The sequence below is a fragment of the Trinickia sp. Z7 genome (assembly GCF_056498045.1).
The window spans coordinates 231,201-249,920 of sequence record NZ_JAUEQW010000007.1; the positions used below are offsets into that span (position 1 = coordinate 231,201).

Below are 18,720 nucleotides of genomic sequence, written 5' to 3' on the forward strand. Positions count from 1 at the left end.
AGGCGTCCGTGCGCCGCGCCGCATGGATGGGATTCACTGCTGTCGTAAGAGGCGCTGCGATGCCCGGCCTACCATCGGCCGGGCCTGCACGACGGCAATCGCGGCGGCAGCCGCGCGTGGGTTACGCCCGTTCGTCGCGCCTGAAGTATTGAAAATAGAGTATGCGTTGGCCGATTCTGCGGAACGGCGCAAACGGATGGCCCGGCAGCGGGCTCGTGAAAATCGGCAGCGTCTGGTGCGCGCTCTTGCCCGCAATGCGCTCGGCCAGCCTTCGCCCGGCTTGCTGCGAATACGACACCCCGTTGCCGCCGTAGCCGAGCGCATAGTAGACCGACTGCTTGGGATCGGGCTGGCACACGCGCGGCATCATGTCGTGGCTCACATCGACCCAGCCCCACCACGAGTAGTCGATATCGACGCCGCGCAATGCCGGAAACTTGCGCGCCATGCCTTCCTTGAGCAGATCCAGATGGCGCGGGTTCGGTGCGTCCTCGCCCGTGATCGCGCTGCGGCTGCCGATCTGCAGGCGCCGATCGGGCAGAAACCGATAATAGAACCGCAGCGTGCGCGTATCGGTCAGCACCTGCGTCGTGCGAAAGTTGCACGCGGCGATTTCGGCGTCGGTGAGCACGCGCGTGACCATGGAGTTCGACAGAATCGGCATCACCTTGCTGCGCAGCGCCGGGTGCAACGTCTGCGCCGTATAGGCGCCCGTTGCAATGCCCACGGAGCGCGCGCGCACCACGCCGCCCGGCGTATGCAGATGATGCACGCCGCCGATCGTCTCCCAACCGGTCACGGGGCTGCTCGTATGCACGCGTGCGCCGGCCGCTCGCGCAAGTCTCAAGTACCCGAACGCAAGCTTGAGCGCGTGAATGCCGATCCCTTCGGGCTCGTGCAGTGCGCCCGCCGCCTCGTGATCGTCGACGAATTCGCGGCGGAACGTTTGCGCGCTCAGCAACTCCGAGGGGTAGCCGAACACGTCCTTCCAGACCTTCGCTTCGGCGGCTAGCTTTTCCATCATGCGGGGACGATGCGCGATGAGAAAGTGCCCGCCCGGTTGCGGATCGCAATCGATCTCGGCCACGAGCGACTTGAAGTGCGCGAAGCCTTCGAGAATCTCTTCATGCATCTTGAGCGCGACGCCTTTACCCCAGCGCTCGATCCATTGCGAGCGCGACAGGCGGCCCGAGGCGTTTTGCGCTTGCCCGCCGTTGCGGCTGCTGCAGCCCCAGCTCGTGCGATTGGCTTCGAGCACGACTGCCTTGATGCCATGCTCGCGCGCCAGGCACAACGCTGTCGCGAGCCCGGTATAGCCCCCACCGATGATCGCGACATCGACGTCGATATCCTTCGAGATCGGGCCATCGTCGGCCGGCGCCGCGCCGGCGGTCGCGACCCAGTACGTCGGCGCATAGTCCTTGCCGTGGCCCGGCCCCGGCGACACGAGCGGATCGTACTTCGGATCGTAGCGCCGGTCGCTGGCCGCGTCCGGAGTAAAACCGCTCGCCGCCCGCTCGACTGAGCTGTATTCCATGATGAGGACTCCTAAGGATTGAACCGTACGACGCACACTGGCGCCCGCTTCGCGCGCGCGGCCGCCGTGCTCGGTCCGCCTTCGTGATCGGTCGCGCCGGGCAGGCTTGCCGCGCCCTCGATCCCTGCGAAATGCCTGTTGCCCATCTCTATCTCCTGATCGTTCTTTCTACTCGTTCGCGCGCAGCGCTGTCGATGCGGCGATCCGTCGAAGAAAGTGTAGGCAGGCCAATTTCGCGCAGGTAGAACCAGTGGCGTAGATTCGCTTGGACCAGGGACGCCGTGCGCACTCCACACGATGCCGGCGAGACGAGGCGCTCGCTCGCCACGGTCGAACGCGCCGCGTGCCGTATCGGCATAAACCAGCATAGGCAGCCGCAATTTCATGCCGCACGCTATGAAATGGTACAAAACGGTTCATTCCTTTCGTCGACCTCGGCGAACCGATACGTATGTCCGACATCGCCTCCACATCGCCCGACACCACGCCCGCCGAAGATGCCCGGGTGCTGCGCGCACTCGCCGTGCTCGAAGCGCTGGCGGCCGCGGGACAGCCCTATACGCTGTCGCAACTGTCCGCGCGCCTGCGTATCCCGAAGGCCACGCTGCTGCGAATGATCGAAGCCTTGGAGTCGCGCGGCTACGTCATGCACATGCCCGATTCCCGCGGTCACGACCGCGCGATCGCGCTCGGCCCGCACGCGGCTCAGTTCGCGTTGGCGACGCTGTCGAACAACACCTTCACGCGTGGCTGCCGGTCGGTGCTGCGCGCGCTCGTCGAAGTGCTCGGCGAAACCTGCAATCTGACCGCGCTCGATAACGACGCGGTGCTGTACGTGGAGCGCGTCGAGACCGCCGAGCCGCTACGGCTCGAAATGCGCCCCGGCATGCGCGTGCCGTTGCATTGCACGGCGAGCGGCAAGCTGTTTCTTTCGCAAATGACGCTGCTCGAGCGCAATGCCATGCTCGCGCGCCTGACGCTCAAGAGGATGACGCACCGCACGCTCACCGATCCGAGAACGCTCGCCGCCGAGCTCGATCGCCTCGGCGCGCGCGGCGTCGGCATCGACAACGAGGAGTTCGTGCGCGGCATGGTGGCCGTCGCGGTGCCCGTGAGAGATGCGGACGACGGCCACGTGCTGGCGTCGCTGGCCGTTCATGCGCCTACCGCGCGGGCGACGCTGGACGATCTGCTCAAAGCCGTGCCGCAGATGAAGCAAGCCGCCAGCGGCCTCGCGCCGCTGCTGCATGTGAGCCGCGCTTAGCGGCCCAACATGCGCAGCCAGGCGCAGACGGTGCGGGGTACGGGGCGCTGCTCGGCGTCAGCCGTACATCCCTACTTCTCCCGCGTTGCCGTTCAATGCGCCAAGATGTCCATCGCACGCTTTTTAAGCGCCAGGAAATGCGGCTCGAAAGCGGTTTCCGGCGTGCGCGGCCGATCCAACTCGATGGGCACATCGAGCGCGACGCGTCCCGGCCGCGACGACAACACCACGAGGCGCGTGCCGAGAAAGACCGCTTCGTCGATGTCGTGCGTGATGAATACGATCGTGCAATGCAATTGCTCCCATAGCTGCGTCAGGAACCGCTGCATGGCCGTGCGCGTTTGCGCGTCCAACGCGCCGAAAGGCTCGTCCATCAGCAAGACTTTCGGCTTCATGACGAGCGCACGCGCGATCGCCACGCGCTGCTGCATGCCGCCCGATAACTCATAGGTCTTGTGGTGCCCGAACGCCTCTAGGCCGATCGTGCGCAAGATCTCGGCCGAGGCCTGCCGGCGTTGCGCCTTCGGCACGCCGTGCAGGGAAAGGCCGAACTCGATGTTCTGCTCCACGCTCAGCCAGGGCAGCAACCCGGCCTGCTGGAAGACGACGACGCGGTCGGCCCCGGGCGCGCTCTTGGCCTCGCCGTCGATGTAGATGTTGCCGCTCGAAGGAGAGGTGAGCCCGGCGAGCAGATGCAGCAAGGTCGTCTTGCCGCAGCCCGAGGCGCCGAGCACGGTGACGAATTCACCGCCTTGAAACTGCAGATTGATGTTCTCGAGCGCCGAGGTCGCGCCGAACGTCTTGTACAGCGAATCGATGACGATGTTCACGTCCGTCTCCTACAGCGCTGCGTTGCGCTCAGTGGGCAAGCGATTGCGAATACTGCGGCGCAACGTTCGCATCGAACGTTGCCGGCACGGACTGAATACGCCCGATCGTGTTGAGCACCTTCGCGGTGTTGACCAAGGTCTGGTAAGTGGCCGATGTCTTCACGCCCGCGCCGGATCCCATGACCTTCGCCGTGGTCTGATCCGCACCGGAAAACAGCTCGTAGCCCGCCAATTCGCTTTGCGCGACCGCAACGGTCACGCCCGTTTGCCGCGCCATCTCGGCCAGCGCGCGATCGCGATGCGCCTGCGTCACTTGATAGCCTTCGTCGAGCGCGGCCACGAAGCCGGCGGTCAACTCCGGATGGGCCTTGGCCCACTCGGCGTTGGCGATGCAGACGTTGTAGCTGGACGCCTCGCGCGGTAGATCGCCGTCGGTTTTGATCGCCTTTCCGCCCGCCGCGCGCAGTGCGCTGAATACCGGGTCCCAAACGATGGCCGCATCGATCGCTCCCGTCACCCACGACGTGCGCATTTGCGGCGGCGCCATGTTGATTTGCGTCACGGCCGAATACGGCACGTGCGCTTGAGCGAGAAACGTCGCCAATTCGAACGACGCCTGGGAGCCGGCGACGATCGCGATCTTCTTGCCCTGCAATCCCGCCACATCGTGAATTCCGCTTTCGGGCTTGACCACGATGCCCGCCGCGTTGGTGTAGCGCTCCTGGTTATAGACGATCGTCATCGGCAAGCCTTGAGCGATCGCCGTCACGAGCGGCGGAATGCCGATCCCGCACATGAACGTCAGACTGTTGGACGCCAGCGCGCTCATGGCCGCCGGCCCCGAACTGAAGAGCTTGTACTGCACGTCCGCGTTCATATGGCGTTCGAACAGATGCTCGGCCATCGACACCATGTACGGATCGGCGCCGTTGTCCTCATAGCCGATCACGACCTCGGGCTTGCTTTGCGCGTAAGCCGCGCCGCCCGCCAAATAGCCGGCAGCGAGCAACGCCGCGGCAACCGCTCCCATCCCGTGTTTCGTTTTCATCATTCGTCTCCTCGATGAGTGGAATCAGTCATGCCCGCGCCAAGGCACGACCCAGTTTTCGACTTTGCGTATGACCAATTCCATGGCATAGCCGATCACCCCGATGATGACGATGCCCACGATGACCACACTCACTTGCAACGCTTGCCCCGCGAACTGCACGAGCCAGCCAAGGCCGCTGCTGGCGGCGATCAGTTCGGCCGCGACGAGACAGGTCCAGGCGACGCCGATCCCCACGCGCATCGCGGTGAAAATCTCCGGCAACGCCGAAGGCAGAACGACTCTTCGGAAGATTTGCGCGTTCGTGGCGCCCAGCGTGCGCGCGACCGCGATGCGCAGCGGCGGCGTGCTTTTGACACCGGACATGGTCCCAATGATGATGACCGGAATCGTGCCGACGAGAATCAGAATCGCCTTGGGCAACTCGCCAATGCCGAACCAGACGACGAGCAGCGGGATGTAGGCGAGCGGCGGCACGGGCCGCACGAACTGCAGCAACGGGTCGATGATGTCGTTCACGATCTTGTTGCGCGACATCAAGAGACCGACGGGCACGCCGATCGCCACCGCGCCGACGAATCCGATGACGATGCGAAAACAACTGATCAAGATGTCGCCGATGAGCGACTGCCCGCCGTAACCCTCGCGCACGATGTCGACGAACGCGCGCCATACCGCCACCGGCGAAGGCAGTGCGAAGGCGGGGAACACACCCGCCATCGAGACCGCCTGCCAAAGCAGCACCGCCACCGCCAGCACGGCGGCCGTCAGCCCATATGATTTCATGCTCGCATGAACGAGGCGAAGCTTGATGCGCGACTCGCGCGGCGGCCCGGCGGGCCGTTTGATCGTCTTGCCCTGTTCGGGTAGTGCTCTCGCTCTCACTGCCGTCTCCTTCGGTTCTACATGGGGCGCCTACGGTGCGCGCAGCAATCCGGCACGCACCTCGCTGCAGCTATCGCATCGGCGTCGCGATGCGCGTACGACAAACAGGAGATAGCTCGCCCGTTTAGTCAAGCATTGTCAATCAATAAGCGCGCCGGTAGTGCCAGGCGAAGAGATCCGATGGGTCCAGCGCGCAGGCCCGCCGCCCTTCGATCGTCGCTCGTCTCTGGCCCAAGCGAAACCGGGAAACTGGCGCTACCGGCGCATGCGCGCGCCCATTAACGTGTCGATAAATCATGCCGCGGCTTGCCTTCCTGCGAGACCCGGCCAGCTCATTGTTCAGGAGATATGTATGACAGACACGCCTCTCGCCCCTTGCGCCGTGACGGCCGACACGCTCATCGCGTTTTCCGACGCGTTCAACCGGCACGATGCGAACGCGCTGATGGGATTCATGACCGAGGACTGCGTGTTCGACGCCGCGGCAGGCCCCGATGTGCACGGAACCCGCTTCGTCGGCCGCGCCGCCGTGCGCGCGGCGTTCGAAGCGGTATTCAGCGCTTTCCCCGACGCGCATTGGGGCCACGGCCGGCATTACGTCGCCGGCGAGCGCGGCGTGTCCGAGTGGGTATTTACGGGCACGCACAGGGACGGCTGGCGCATCGAAGCCGAAGGCTGCGACTTGTTCGAATTCCGCGATGGGCTGATCGCGGTCAAACGGGCATTCCGTAAAGAATGCCCGAAGCAGCCCGCATGAGCCGCAGAGCGCGCGTTGCCGGATGCATCGCGCGTCTTTTGAAACGAATCATTTCATTCCATTCCAAATTCGTCGTCGGCAGACGGAATGGCTTGACCCGACTCGACCGCTGAATAGCATCGGACACCAAGCGTTTCGTTAACCGAGGACCGGAGACACTGATGAGCGACCAATCCACTTCCAAGCATACGACGGCCAGCGGCCCGCAAGAGATGACCCCCTCCGAAGCGTTCGTCGAAACGCTCGCGGCCAATGGCGTGACCGACATGTTCGGCATCATGGGCTCGGCGTTCATGGACGCGATGGACATCTTCGCGCCGGCCGGCATACGCCTGATCCCCGTCGTGCACGAGCAGGGCGCGGGCCATATGGCGGACGGTTATGCGCGCGTATCGGGCCGACATGGCGTCGTGATCGGCCAGAACGGCCCCGGCATCAGCAACTGCGTAACCGCGATCGCGGCCGCCTATTGGGCGCACAGCCCCGTCGTGATCGTCACGCCCGAAGCGGGGACGATGGGCATTGGCCTGGGCGGCTTTCAGGAAGCGAATCAGTTGCCGATGTTCCAGGAATTCACGAAGTACCAGGGCCATGTCACGCATCCGGCGCGGATGGCCGAATTCACCGCGCGCTGCTTCGATCGCGCGCAAGCCGAGATGGGTCCGACTCAGCTCAACATCCCGCGCGACTACTTTTACGGCAAGATCAAGGTCGAGATTCCGCAGCCGCGCAAGCTCGATCGCGGCCCGGGCGGCGACGAAAGCTTGAACGAGGCGGCCGATCTGATCGCGCACGCCAAGTTCCCGGTCATCATCTCCGGCGGCGGCGTGGTCATGGCCGATGCGGTTCAAGCTTGCGAGGCGCTGGCCGAGCGCTTGGGCGCGCCGGTCGTCAACAGCTACTTGCACAACGACTCGTTCCCGGCGAACCATCCGCTCTGGTGCGGTCCGCTCGGTTATCAGGGCTCGAAAGCGGCCATGAAGCTGCTCTCGCGCGCCGACGTGGTGATTGCGCTCGGCTCGCGCCTCGGCCCGTTCGGCACCCTGCCCCAGCACGGCATGGACTATTGGCCGAAAGAGGCGAAGATCATTCAAATCGACGCCGACCACAAGATGCTCGGTCTCGTGAAGAAGATCTCGGTGGGCATCTGCGGCGACGCCAAGGCTTCGGCGATCGCACTCACGCAGCGGCTGGCCGGTCGCGAACTCGCGTGCGACGCCACGCGCAGCGAGCGCGCCGATCAAATCGCCACCGAGAAGGCGGCGTGGGAAAAAGAACTCGACGGCTGGACGCACGAGATCGACCCCTACAGCCTCGACATGATCGAGGAGCAAAAGCACGAGCGCACGTTCAACGGCGGGCACTATCTGCATCCACGGCAAGTGCTGCGCGAGCTCGAGAAAGCTATGCCCGAGGATGTCATGGTGTCGACCGACATCGGCAACATCAATTCGGTCGCGAACAGCTACCTGCGCTTCAACAAGCCGCGCAGCTTCTTTGCGGCGATGAGCTGGGGCAATTGCGGCTATGCCTTCCCGACGATCATCGGCGCCAAGGTCGCGGCGCCGCATCGCCCTGCCGTGTCATACGCCGGAGACGGCGCGTGGGGCATGAGCCTCATGGAGACGATGACCTGCGTGCGCCATGGAATTCCCGTGACGGCCGTCGTCTTCCACAACCGGCAATGGGGTGCCGAGAAGAAGAACCAAGTCGATTTCTACAACCGCCGCTTCGTGGCGGGCGAGCTCGACAATCAAAGCTTCGCGGCGATCGCACGCGCGATGGGGGCGCAGGGCATCGTCGTCGATCAGTTGGAGGACGTGGGGCCTGCGCTCAAACGCGCGATCGACATGCAGATGAACGAAGGCAAGACCACGATCATCGAAATCATGTGCACGCGCGAACTGGGCGATCCCTTCCGTCGCGACGCCTTGTCCAAGCCGGTGCGTCTGCTCGACAAGTACAAGGACTACGTCTGATCGCGCCATGAAAGCCCTTAACCGCATCATCGAAGCGGCGCGCATGTCGCCCATGCGTATCGTGCTGTGCGAGGCCGATGATCCACGCGTGCTGGCCGCCGCGGTGCGCGCCAGCCGCGAAGGCATCGCGCGCGTCGTGCTGGTGGGCGACCCCGGCCGCATTCGCGCGGCCGCCAAGCGCGAATCGCTCGCGCTCGGCGACATCGCCCTCGTCGATCCGGCCACATCCGATTGGCGCGCGCCGTTCGTCGACACCCTGGTCGCGCTTCGGGGCGGCAAGGGCATGACGCACGAGCTGGCGCAACGGGAAGTGCTCAAGCCGCTCGTCTTTTCCGCTTTGATGGTGCGCGAGGGTTATGCCGACGGCTCGGTGGCGGGCGCGGTCAATACCACGGCCGACGTCGTGCGCACGGCGATTCAGTTGATCGGCCTCGAGCCGTCGTTCAAGCTCGTGTCGAGTTTCTTCCTGATGATGCTGTGCGAGCCGTTTCATCGCTACAAGGGTGGACTCGTGTTCTCCGATTGCGCGCTCGTCGTCGATCCCGACGCCGAGCAGCTCGCGCAAATCGCCATGGCCGCAGCCGACAGCGCGCGCAGTTTGCTGATGGAGGAGCCGCGGGTGGCGATGCTGTCGTTTTCCACGAGCGGCAGCGCGCATCACGCGCATGTGGACAAGGTGATCGAGGCGACGCAACGGGTGAAATCGCTGCGCCCGAGCCTGGCCATCGACGGCGACGTCCAGCTCGACGCCGCGATCGTCGCCGAAATCGCCGAACGCAAAATCGAGCACTCGCAGGTGGGCGGCCACGCGAACGTGCTCGTCTTCCCGAATCTCGACGCCGGCAATATCGGCTACAAGCTCGCTGAACGAATCGGCGGCGCCAAGGCGATCGGCCCGCTGCTACAAGGGTTGAATTACCCGGCCAACGATCTGTCGCGCGGGTGCAGCAGCGAGGACATCTATTACGTCATCGCCGTGACCGCAGTGCAAGCGCAAGCCGCGCACGCGCGCCGCGCCCATCCCTCGCAGGAACCTCACGCCGCGTGAGGCCGAGCCGCCGCTTGGCCGACGGCAAGGTCGGCTAGGTCGGCTTCGACGATAACGACGTCTAGCGCCTCGCTCCAATCCACCGCGCCAACCCGACGAGCCGCTTCGTATCGAGCGGCGCTTCCGGGTCCAACCTTGCGCAATGCCGGTAGTAAGCGCTGAGGTCGCGCCCGATGCCCAACCCCACCACGTCCACGTCGCGCAGCGTTTCGTGGCGCAAAAGCACGTCATTCAGATGCGCATCGAGGTAGGAAGCGTGGTTGGCCTGGGCGGTCGCCGCATCCATCGGGCTGCCATCGGAAATCACGACGAGGATGCGCCGCGTGACCGGCAGCGCGGCCAGCCGCGCGCATGCCCACTCGACGGCCTCCCCGTCGACGCCCTCTCGAAACAGATCCGCCTTGAACAGTGCTGCGATGTCGGTGCGCGCCCGCCGCCAACTATCGTTCGCGCTCTTGAACACCATGTGGCAAAGCTCGTTCAGGCGCCCCGGATGCGACGGCCGCGCGCACGCGAGCCACTGAAGCCGCGCCCGCCCGCCGTTCCATGCGCCGGTCGTGAAACCGAGCGCTTCGGTCGCAAGCCCGGCTTGCTCGCTCGCGCGCACGAGGCTATCGACCAGCGTCGCAACGGTTTCGATCTGTGCCTTCATCGATGCCGAGCAATCGATCAGAAAGCCGATCGCGCAATCGCCGTGCGGGCGCACCCGCTCTTGCACGAACACGCGCCGCTCCCCGGGCGAGCTGACGACCTGCGCCAAACGGCGTCCGTCGATGCGTCCGTCTTCCTCGCCGAACGACCAGCCGTCCCTGCGCGGGACGGCGAGCGCTGCTTGCAACACGCGCGCAATGCGCGCGCTGTTGATGCCGCTTTCCGCGATCCGCTCGTCGAGCTTCTCGCGGTATTCGCGCAGCAGCAGCCGCCGCGCGAGCGCTCCGGCACGGACCTCGCGGTCGAACTGCGTCGTGTATGCCCGGTAACCCTGCGCCGACGGATCCAAGCCTCGGCTTGCGCCCGCCGCCGCGCTTTCGGCGCCGGCCTCATGCGATTCGTCGAAGTCCACCCATCGCGAGAACGCGCTCAACGCGTCGTCGGGTTTTCGTTCATCGTCGCCGCTATCGGCGAACCTGGCGCGCGCGCACGCGAGCATCGATGCGATCCGACACGCCAACTCGCGAGCATGCCGTGCATAGGCACGTTGATCGAAATGATTCCGGCGCAACCCCGCCAAGTCCGTGCCGATCTGCGGCGCGATGCCTGCGCGCGTGGCCTCGATGAGACCCTCGGTTTCGGCTAGCACGGGCCAGCCCGTCACGCGCGACCAGGCAATTTGCACGACCGTATAGACGAGAATGCCGAGGTGATCGTCTGCAAGGCCCGCCCTGCAATAGCCGCGCGACCATGACTCGAAGCGATCGCGCAGGTTGCGCGCGAGCCCGTGCATGCCTGGCGCAGGCTGGGCCTCGCAGCGAATCTGCTCGAATATTTCGAACAGCAAGCGCTCCACGTACGGCTCGGGCGATAACGACCGATGCAACGCCGCATCCGAATGCATGAGCCGCATCGCCGCGCAATCGGCTGCGCCTCGCAGCGAAGCGAAGTCGTCTTGCGTCGCGTCGCTGCGCAGATGCGGCGCGTGCAACGGCAACGGCCGCACCAGCCGGCACAAGCGTCCGCTTCGATAATGCAAAGCGGCATCGCCCGTGAGCGCGCGGGCGACGGCCGCACACAACCCTTCGCGGCGCACCGCGGCGCACTCTGTCTCAAGCGCTGGCGCCATCATAGGGACTTGGACGCGCCGCCGCCCGCTTCGGCCTCGTGCCCCGCATCGCACAATTCGAGGCCGAAGCAGCGCTGATAGTACTCGCCGACGACTGGACGCTCCGATTCGTCGCATTTATTCAGGAACGTTAGGCGAAATGCGAGTTCCGGGTCGCGGAAAATTTGGCAGTTCTCCGCCCAGTTGATCACCGTGCGCGGCGACATCAGCGTCGACAGATCGCCCGCCGCGAAACCTCGGCGCGTGAGCGCCGCCATCGCGACCATCTGCTCGACGCGCACGCGACCTGCCACATCGTCCATCTCCGGCACACGAGCCAGCACGATGTCGGCCTCCTGCTCGGGCGGCAAATAGCTCAGCTTCGCGACGACGTTCCAGCGGTCCATCTGCGCGTGGTTGAGCATCTGCGTGCCGTGGTACAGCCCGTTCAAGTTGCCGAGGCCTACGGTATTGGACGTGGCAAATAGCCGGAAGTACGGATGCGGACGAATCACGCGATTCTGATCGAGCAGCGTGAAACTGCCGTCGCGCTCGAGGATGCGCTGTATCACGAACATGACATCGGGCCGCCCCGCATCGTATTCGTCGAAGATCAACGCAACGGGCCGCTGCAGCGCCCATGGCACGATGCCCTCTTGGAACTCGGTGATCTGCCGGTCCTCGCGCACGACGATGGCATCCTTGCCGACCAGGTCCAGCCGGCTGATGTGACCATCGAGGTTCACGCGTACGCAGGGCCAGTTCAGCCGCGCGGCGACTTGCTCGATGTGAGTCGATTTACCGGTGCCGTGCAGACCCTGCACCATCACGCGTCGATTGCGCATGAAGCCCGCCAGAATCGCAAGCGTGACCTCCGGGTTGAAACGGTAGGCCGGATCGACATCGGGCACGTGATCGTCGCGCTCGGCGAACATAGGCGCCATCAAACTCGTGTCGATGCCGAAGCACTCGCGCACCGATACCATCCGATCGGGCCTGTCCTGCATGAAATCCATCGTCACCGCTTTCTCCTTGCCGCCAAGCCGTTCAGGCCTCGAACCGCATCGTATCGCCCGCGTCCGGGCCGGGAATAGCGCCAGTGGCGCCGTTTCGGTGGGTACAGCGCCGCGCGCGGCGCAGCGTCCGTCGCTTTTGATCCCGAATCGATACTTTCCGTTTCAGTTTGGTCCGCCCAACGCGGGTGAGTCTTGCGCCGTCTCGCGCCATCCGCGACAGTGAGGCGACCCTTATGCGGCGCGCACTTGCGCCGCCTCGCAGGGGCTGTCAGGAGACCCTTTCATGGAACCGGAAGTCGACTATGTCATCGTCGGTGCGGGATCGGCGGGGTGCGTATTGGCCAATCGCCTGAGCGCCGATCCGCGCAATACCGTCCTGTTGCTCGAAGCCGGGGGCGCGGACACCAACCCTTGGATTCACGTGCCGGTGGGCTACTTCAAGACCATGCACGATCCCGAGCTCGACTGGTGCTTTCGCACCGAGCCCGACGCCAATCTCGCCGGCCGCAGCATCGATTGGCCGCGCGGCAAAGTGCTCGGCGGATCCAGTTCGCTCAACGGCCTGCTCTATGTGCGCGGACAGCGCGAAGACTACGACCGCTGGGCCGAACTGGGCAACCGCGGCTGGAGCTACGCCGAAGTGCTGCCCTACTTCAAGAAATCCGAAGATCAGGAACGCGGCGCGAACGCCTATCACGGCGTGGGCGGACCGTTGAAAGTGTCCGACCTGAGATTGCGCCGCCCCATCGCCGATCACTTCATCGCTGCCGCTCAGGAGATCGGCATCCCTTTCAATCCCGACTACAACGGCGCCAGTCAGGAAGGCGTCGGCTACTTCCAGCAGACGGCCCACAGGGGCTTTCGCTGGAGCACTGCGAAAGGCTTTCTGAAACCGGCGCGCGGGCGCCGCAATTTGCGCGTTCTCACGCATGCCCAGGCCTGCCGCGTGCGCTTCGCGGGCAAGCGCGCGATCGGCGTCGAATACCTGCAAGGCGGCGAGCGCAAGTTCGTGTGCGCGCGCGCCGAAGTGATTCTCGCCTCCGGCGCGATCGGCTCGCCGCAGCTTCTGCAGCACTCGGGCATCGGCCCGGCCAGCGTGCTGCAACGCTCCGGCGTGCCGGTCGTGCTCGATCTGCCTGGTGTCGGCCGAAATCTGCAAGATCATCTGCAAGTTCGGCTCGTGTACCGCACACGTGAACGCACGCTCAACGACGAAGTCAATCACCCGCTGCGCAAAGCGTGGATCGGCATGCAGTACGCGCTGTGGCGTACCGGCCCGCTGACGCTTGCCGCAAGCCAGGTCGCGATCTTCACGCGCTCGCGCCCCGACGTCGATCGGCCCGACATCCAATTTCACATGCAGCCGCTCAGCGCGGACAAGCCCGGACACGGCGCTCATCGGTTTTCCGCCTTTACGGCGTCGGTATGCCAACTGCGGCCGTTCAGCCGCGGCCATATCGAAATCGTCTCGCCCGATCCGCTGCGCTATCCGCTGATCCACGCCAACTATTTGTCCGACGAGCGCGATCACCCGGTCGTCGTCGGCGGGATCAAAGTCGCGCGCCGCATCGCTGCCGCGCCCTCGCTCGCGCCGCATATCGTGTCCGAATTCACCCCAGGCGCGCACTATCGCAGCGACGCCGAATTGCTCGATGCCGCCCGCCAGTTCAGTCAGTCGATCTACCATCCGGCGTGCACCTGCAAAATGGGCAACGACCCGCTCGCCGTCGTGGACGAGCGGCTGCGCGTGCGCGGGATCGCCCGCTTGCGCGTCGTCGATGCGTCGATCATGCCCGAGCTCGTGTCGGGCAACACCAATGCACCGGTCATCATGATCGCGGAGAAGGCAGCCGATATGATCCTCGAAGACCGCGCGACGCCGGCGCTCTTGCAGCGCGAACCGGCTGCCGCCGGCGTGTGACGCGGCCGCGCGCACTCAGCGCCACCAGCGCAGCGGCCGACGCAGCGAATGGCGTTCGAGCCGCACGGCCGGCGCGGCATCGAGAAAGGCGAAGGCGCCGCGCGGCGCCGGCCCCTCGCTGCGCTCGCGCTCCTCGTCGGCTTCCACGGTGCGCGCGGTGTCGATGAACAACGCGGCGACCAAGCCCAATGCGAGCAAACCGGCCGACACCATGAACGGCGCGTTGTAGCTGCCGGTGTGTTCGATCAGATAGCCGAACGCCACCGGAGAAATCATCCCCGCAATGCCGAACCCGGTGTTCATCATCCCGCCCGCGGTCCCGGCATACTTGCCGGCGATGTCGAGCGGCAGGGTCCAAAGCACCGGATTCGTGATCTCCAGAAAGAAGAACGACCCGGTGAGCAGCCAAACCGCCGTCATGGGATCGGCGACTGAAATCATCGGCACCAAGAATGCGAGCGAACCGCCCATGCCAACGACGAGCACCGAGCAGCGTGCAAGGCGCAAGCGCCCCGTGCTCTTGTAAATGCGGTCCGACACCACGCCGCCCAACGTGTCGCCCACCACCCCGGCGAGCAGCGGCAATGCGGTGAACAGCGCGAGATGCTTCAGATCGAAGCCGCGCGATTCCTTCAGGTACGACGGCAGCCACGTCAAGTAGACCCACAACAGCCAGCCGTAACAAAAGTCGACGAACGTCACGAGCCACATGCGCCGGATCAGCTTGCGCCACGGCGTAGGCGCGCGCTTGGCTCGCTCGCAATCGCCGCTTCGATAGCCGATTTCGGCGGTTTCCTCCTGCGTGATGCGACGATTCTGTTCAGGCGTGTTCGTGAAGACGAACAAATAGAGCACGGTCCACGCAAGGCTCGCGATACCCAGCAAGATGAACGCATCACGCCAACCGCCCGCGACGACGACGGCAAGCACGAGCGGCGGCGTCACGGCCCCGCCCAGACGCGCGAAGCTGTGCGTGATGCCTTGTGCGAAGCCGCGCTCGCGCACGGGCATCCAGTAGGTGAACGCACGCGTCGCGGAGGGGAACGCCCCGCCTTCGCCGATGCCGAGCATGAAGCGCAGCGCGACCAGGGTGGCCACACTGCCGGCGAAACCCGTCGCCAGCGTGGCCACGCCCCAAATCAGCGAGAGCACGGTGAGCACTATTTTCGGCCCGAATTTGTCCGACAGGCAGCCGCCAATGATCTGCATCGCCGCATAGGGATAAGCGAACGCCGAAAAAACGAGACCGAGCTGCACCGTGGTCAGGCCCATCTCGTGGCGTATCAGCGGGCCTGCGACCGCGATGTTCACGCGGTCGATGTACGAGATGAAATACATGAGGCACATGACGGCCAAAATGATGTGGCGCGTCTTCACGCGCTGCGCACGTTGTTTCATGTCGATGTCTCCTACCGTCTCTTTCTTGGGAAATGCGATGTCCGTACTGGGCCGCGCTTAGGCGCTTAGGCGGTTGCGCGGTGGGCGCTCGGGCGCTTGGGGCGCGCGCAACCCGCGCCGCCTGCGTCAGTCGGGCGCGGGCGCGACGAGCTTCAGGCGCTGCACCTTGCCCGACGGGCCGCGCGGCAATTCGCTGACGAAGTGGATTTCCTTCGGCGTCTTGTACCGCCCCAGTTCCCGCAGGCAGTGCGCGCGCAGTTCGCCGGCGTCGGGCGGGCCGGCCCAATGCGCCTCGCGCGCAACGACGAACGCGACGATCTCCTGCCCATAGGCCGGATCGGGCACGCCCACGGCGGCCGCGTCGAACACGCCGGGGTGGCGCAACAGCGCTTCGTCGATCTCGCGCGGCGCGATGTTCTCGCCGCCTTTGATGATGAGTTCCTTCGCGCGGCCGTTGATATAGAAATAGCCATCGTCGTCGCGGTATCCGAGATCGCCGGTGCGCAGCCAACCGTCCGCCGTGAAGGCCTTCGCGGTTTCTTCGGGCCGCTTGTAGTAGCCCTGCATGATTTGCTCGCCGCGCAGCACGATCTCACCGGCCTCGTATGCCGCGCAGTCGCGGCCCTCGCGATCGATCACCTTCGCCTGCGCACCCGAGGGCAGCCCGATGCTGCCGATGCGCCGCAATGCCGGCTCATAGGGGTTGCTGAAGATCGGCGCGGCCGTTTCGGTCATCCCCATCGTTTCGATGATGCCGATGCCAAAGCGCGCCTCGAACGCGCGATGATGATCGGCGGGAAGCGCCGCCGACGCGGTGCGGCAGAACCTGAGCGCCGAGAGGTCGCACCCGTCCGGCGGCTCTCCGCCCAACAGATACGCCACGATCGTCGGCACGAGGTTGATCCAGGTGCAGCGCAAGCGCGAAGCGTCCTGCCAGAACGTGCGCGCCGAAAAGCGCGGCGTCATTACGACCGAGCCGCCGTGGTAAAGCGGCGCAAGCAGGGTCACGACGAGGCCGTTGATGTGATAAAGCGGCAAGGATGCGAGCACGCGATCGCCCATGCCGAGCCGGTGCTCGACGCTGATGTTGCGTGCATTCGCCAGGAGATTGCGGTGGCTCAAGAGCACGCCTTTGGGCGCGCCCGTCGTGCCGGACGTGTACATCAACAACGCGATGTCGTTCGGCTCGACCGAAGCCAGCCAGGGATCCTCGTCGGCGGGTTCTGCTTCGGCGCCCGCCGAGGCCGTTTCGGCCAGCGCGAGACGGCCTGCCGCCAGCGCCGGCAACTCGAGCGCATCGGGCGCCGTGCGGACGAGCGCGATGTCTCGCTCGGGCGCTTGCTCCCGAAGCGCCGAGCATGCGGCCGCGATCGCCTCGGCCGTCTCGTCGCAAACGAAAATCATGCGGGTATCGGAATGCTCGACGATATAACGCAACTGCGAAGCCTGGCACAGCAAGTTGAGCGGATGGGCGACGAGCCCGCTGTACATGGCGGCGAGCAGCAGCGTGGCCGTCTGCATCCCGTTTCCCATGAACACGGACACGACGTCGCCCGGCCGCAGCCCGGCCGCCCGGAACCGCGCCTCGAGCGCGCGGCACCGCGCACGCAGCATCGAGAAGGTGATCGCCGTAGCCGCATCGGTACCCGCGTCATCCGGCGCGCAGGCGCTCAACAAAAACGGCTTGTCTGGAGATTGCAACGCGCGCAGGTCGATCAATGCGCGCAGCGTCGTGGGCGTCTTCATCGTCCGACGCTCCGAAAATAGTCGCCCAGCAGCACGTCGAGTTCGGGCACGCGCTCCTCGATCGGATAGGCCACGCGCGTCACGTTCAGGTAATACCGGTAATCGAGGTTTCCCGAAAAATTGTTGCGCCCCCAGGTGCCGCATCCCATCGACAGCGAGAACGGCAGACCATTGTTGAAGTTGCCGCCCGTTGCGAAGCAATGCGCTTGATTGACGATCACGCGGGCAACGGGCAAGCGCTCGCCCAATTGCACAGCGTGATCGAGATGCGCGGTGTGCAAGCCCACCGAGTGACCTGCGCCCATATACGCATAAAGCCGGCGCACGATGCTCGCCGCCGCCTCGAAATCGCTCGCGCGATAGAGTGCGAGCACCGGCGAGAGCTTTTCGCCCGAGAACGGGTGATCGATCCCGAAGCCGCTTTCCTCGACCATCAAGAACGCAGGCTCGCGCGCCGCGATCTCGTTCAGCCCGGCCGTTTGCGCAATGCGCGACGCCGGCTTTGCGGTGCAGCGCTCCGAGAGCTTGCCGTCGCGCCACATCGCCGCTTGCAGCCGGGATTTTTGCGCCGCATCGAGCAATACGCCACCGCACCGTTGCAGCGCGCCGAGCATCGCGTCATAGACCGCATCCTCGATCACGACGCTGTTTTCGGAAGAGCAGCTCGTCGCATTGTCGAAGGTCTTGGACAGCGCGATCTTGCGTGCCGCATCGGCAAGATCGGCCGAGCGCTCGACGATCGACGCGACATTGCCTGCCCCGACGCCGAAAGCCGGTGTGCCGCTCGCGTATGCCATGCGGACGTTCGCTTGCGAGCCCGTGGCCACGACGAGGTCCGCTTGGGCCATCAACTCGGCGCTGGCCGCTTTGCTGACGGGGGGCGGCAGCAGCTGCACGAGCGCTGGGTCGAGCCCGGCTTTGTCAAACTGCTGATGAATGAACTCGATTAGCAGCGCGCATGACGAATACCCTTTGGGCGATGGCGATACGATCACTGCATTGCCGCATTTGAGCGCATTGACGATCTTGTTCGCGGGCGTGGCAGCCGGATTGGTCGATGGGGTGACCGCGGCCACGACCCCGACCGCCCGCGCGATCTCGACGATGCCGCGCTCGGCATCGCGTGAGATGACGCCGCAAGTGGGCTTGCCGTGCAAATCGCGCAGCAGCCCGAGCGTTTTGCGAAAGTTCTTTTGAACCTTGTCCTCGACGTTGCCGAGGCCGGTGTCGCGCACCGCGAGCTCTGCGAGGCGGCGATTGCGGTCCGGCTCCATGATCGCCCAGGCCGCGGCGGCCGCAGCCGTATCGAGCACCGTTTGGCCGGCGTGTTCGAAGACGCGTTGCGCCTCGCGGGCGCGGGCAATGAGCGAACCAACCTCGCGCCTCACGTCGTCCGCAGCCGGTACGCTCGCGGTTTCAGCCGTTGTAGCCCTCACATTCATACACGCTCCCATTGCAGTAAAGATTTGGCGGTACAGCCAATCTAGGCGGCGCCGATGGCGTGCGAGTCCCGTTTCCCGACCATTCATCGA

At 65.1% G+C, this 18,720-nt stretch carries 14 protein-coding genes; 5 read left to right on the plus strand and 9 right to left on the minus strand.

Annotation, left to right across the window (positions count from 1 at the left end; all coding sequences use genetic code 11):
* Positions 1-121: 121 nt before the first annotated feature.
* Entirely contained in the window at positions 122-1,537 is a 1,416-nt protein-coding gene (locus QQS38_RS15005; RefSeq protein WP_479646155.1) for an NAD(P)/FAD-dependent oxidoreductase, read from the minus strand.
* A gap of 451 nt (positions 1,538-1,988) precedes the next feature.
* On the opposite strand from QQS38_RS15005, the gene QQS38_RS15010 reads away from it, so the two are divergent.
* Entirely contained in the window at positions 1,989-2,801 is an 813-nt protein-coding gene (locus tag QQS38_RS15010; RefSeq protein WP_479646156.1) for an IclR family transcriptional regulator, read from the plus strand.
* 92 nt (positions 2,802-2,893) lie between these two features.
* Here the strand turns inward: QQS38_RS15010 and QQS38_RS15015 are convergent, their stop codons facing one another.
* Genes QQS38_RS15015 through QQS38_RS15025 form a run of 3 tightly spaced genes read right to left on the minus strand, consistent with a single transcriptional unit; the run spans position 2,894 to position 5,564 of the window.
* Positions 2,894-3,631, minus strand: a complete 738-nt coding sequence (locus QQS38_RS15015) for an ABC transporter ATP-binding protein (RefSeq protein WP_479646157.1) — start codon at positions 3,629-3,631, stop codon at positions 2,894-2,896.
* A 28-nt stretch (positions 3,632-3,659) separates the two neighbouring features.
* Positions 3,660-4,682, minus strand: a complete 1,023-nt coding sequence (locus tag QQS38_RS15020; RefSeq protein ID WP_479646158.1) for a taurine ABC transporter substrate-binding protein — start codon at positions 4,680-4,682, stop codon at positions 3,660-3,662.
* 21 nt (positions 4,683-4,703) lie between these two features.
* On the minus strand, positions 4,704-5,564 hold the full coding sequence (locus QQS38_RS15025) for an ABC transporter permease (RefSeq protein WP_479646159.1): 861 nt from the start codon (positions 5,562-5,564) through the stop codon (positions 4,704-4,706).
* A 352-nt stretch (positions 5,565-5,916) separates the two neighbouring features.
* Between QQS38_RS15025 and QQS38_RS15030 the strand changes: the two genes are divergently transcribed.
* The 3 genes from QQS38_RS15030 (at position 5,917) to pta (ending at position 9,348) form a co-directional block, all read left to right on the plus strand.
* Entirely contained in the window at positions 5,917-6,321 is a 405-nt protein-coding gene (locus QQS38_RS15030) for a nuclear transport factor 2 family protein (protein WP_479646160.1), read from the plus strand.
* Between the two features lie 161 nt (positions 6,322-6,482).
* Positions 6,483-8,300, plus strand: a complete 1,818-nt coding sequence (gene xsc, locus QQS38_RS15035) for a sulfoacetaldehyde acetyltransferase (protein ID WP_479646161.1) — start codon at positions 6,483-6,485, stop codon at positions 8,298-8,300.
* A gap of 7 nt (positions 8,301-8,307) precedes the next feature.
* Entirely contained in the window at positions 8,308-9,348 is a 1,041-nt protein-coding gene (gene pta, locus QQS38_RS15040) for a phosphate acetyltransferase (protein ID WP_479646162.1), read from the plus strand.
* Positions 9,349-9,409: 61 nt separating this feature from the next.
* Here the strand turns inward: pta and QQS38_RS15045 are convergent, their stop codons facing one another.
* Positions 9,410-11,131: a cobaltochelatase CobT-related protein gene (locus QQS38_RS15045; protein WP_479646163.1), complete on the minus strand. Its 1,722-nt coding sequence runs from the start codon at positions 11,129-11,131 to the stop codon at positions 9,410-9,412.
* The gene (locus QQS38_RS15050; protein WP_479646205.1) at positions 11,128-12,123 is read right to left on the minus strand and encodes an AAA family ATPase; all 996 of its coding nucleotides are present in this window, start codon (positions 12,121-12,123) and stop codon (positions 11,128-11,130) included. Before QQS38_RS15050 ends, QQS38_RS15045 begins: the two co-directional genes overlap by 4 nt.
* 283 nt (positions 12,124-12,406) lie before the next feature.
* On the opposite strand from QQS38_RS15050, the gene QQS38_RS15055 reads away from it, so the two are divergent.
* Positions 12,407-14,044 carry a GMC family oxidoreductase gene (locus QQS38_RS15055; protein ID WP_479646164.1) on the plus strand — a complete coding sequence of 546 codons (1,638 nt, stop codon included), beginning with the start codon at positions 12,407-12,409 and terminating at the stop codon, positions 14,042-14,044.
* A gap of 15 nt (positions 14,045-14,059) precedes the next feature.
* Here the strand turns inward: QQS38_RS15055 and QQS38_RS15060 are convergent, their stop codons facing one another.
* From QQS38_RS15060 to sauS, 3 genes are all read right to left on the minus strand, one after another.
* Positions 14,060-15,442, minus strand: coding sequence for an MFS transporter (locus QQS38_RS15060; RefSeq protein WP_479646165.1), 1,383 nt, complete (start codon positions 15,440-15,442; stop codon positions 14,060-14,062).
* Positions 15,443-15,568: 126 nt separating this feature from the next.
* Positions 15,569-17,188, minus strand: a complete 1,620-nt coding sequence (locus QQS38_RS15065; RefSeq protein WP_479646166.1) for an AMP-binding protein — start codon at positions 17,186-17,188, stop codon at positions 15,569-15,571.
* A complete protein-coding gene (sauS, locus tag QQS38_RS15070) occupies positions 17,185-18,630 on the minus strand; it encodes an acylating sulfoacetaldehyde dehydrogenase (protein ID WP_479646167.1) in 1,446 nt (481 codons plus the stop codon). The genes QQS38_RS15065 and sauS overlap by 4 nt, the downstream gene beginning before the upstream one ends.
* Between the last annotated feature and the right edge of the window lie 90 nt (positions 18,631-18,720).

Excerpts from the sequence above, each read along its gene's own strand:
- sauS (WP_479646167.1), bottom strand. The coding sequence starts at position 18,630 with ATGAATGTGAGGGCTACAACGGCTGAAACCGCGAGCGTACCGGCTGCG.
- xsc (WP_479646161.1), top strand. The coding sequence starts at position 6,483 with ATGAGCGACCAATCCACTTCCAAGCATACGACGGCCAGCGGCCCGCAA.
- QQS38_RS15010 (WP_479646156.1), top strand. The coding sequence starts at position 1,989 with ATGTCCGACATCGCCTCCACATCGCCCGACACCACGCCCGCCGAAGAT.
- QQS38_RS15060 (WP_479646165.1), bottom strand. The coding sequence starts at position 15,442 with ATGAAACAACGTGCGCAGCGCGTGAAGACGCGCCACATCATTTTGGCC.
- pta (WP_479646162.1), top strand. The coding sequence starts at position 8,308 with ATGAAAGCCCTTAACCGCATCATCGAAGCGGCGCGCATGTCGCCCATG.
- QQS38_RS15045 (WP_479646163.1), bottom strand. The coding sequence starts at position 11,131 with ATGATGGCGCCAGCGCTTGAGACAGAGTGCGCCGCGGTGCGCCGCGAA.
- QQS38_RS15005 (WP_479646155.1), bottom strand. The coding sequence starts at position 1,537 with ATGGAATACAGCTCAGTCGAGCGGGCGGCGAGCGGTTTTACTCCGGAC.
- QQS38_RS15020 (WP_479646158.1), bottom strand. The coding sequence starts at position 4,682 with ATGATGAAAACGAAACACGGGATGGGAGCGGTTGCCGCGGCGTTGCTC.
- QQS38_RS15050 (WP_479646205.1), bottom strand. The coding sequence starts at position 12,123 with ATGGATTTCATGCAGGACAGGCCCGATCGGATGGTATCGGTGCGCGAG.
- QQS38_RS15030 (WP_479646160.1), top strand. The coding sequence starts at position 5,917 with ATGACAGACACGCCTCTCGCCCCTTGCGCCGTGACGGCCGACACGCTC.
- QQS38_RS15055 (WP_479646164.1), top strand. The coding sequence starts at position 12,407 with ATGGAACCGGAAGTCGACTATGTCATCGTCGGTGCGGGATCGGCGGGG.
- QQS38_RS15065 (WP_479646166.1), bottom strand. The coding sequence starts at position 17,188 with ATGAAGACGCCCACGACGCTGCGCGCATTGATCGACCTGCGCGCGTTG.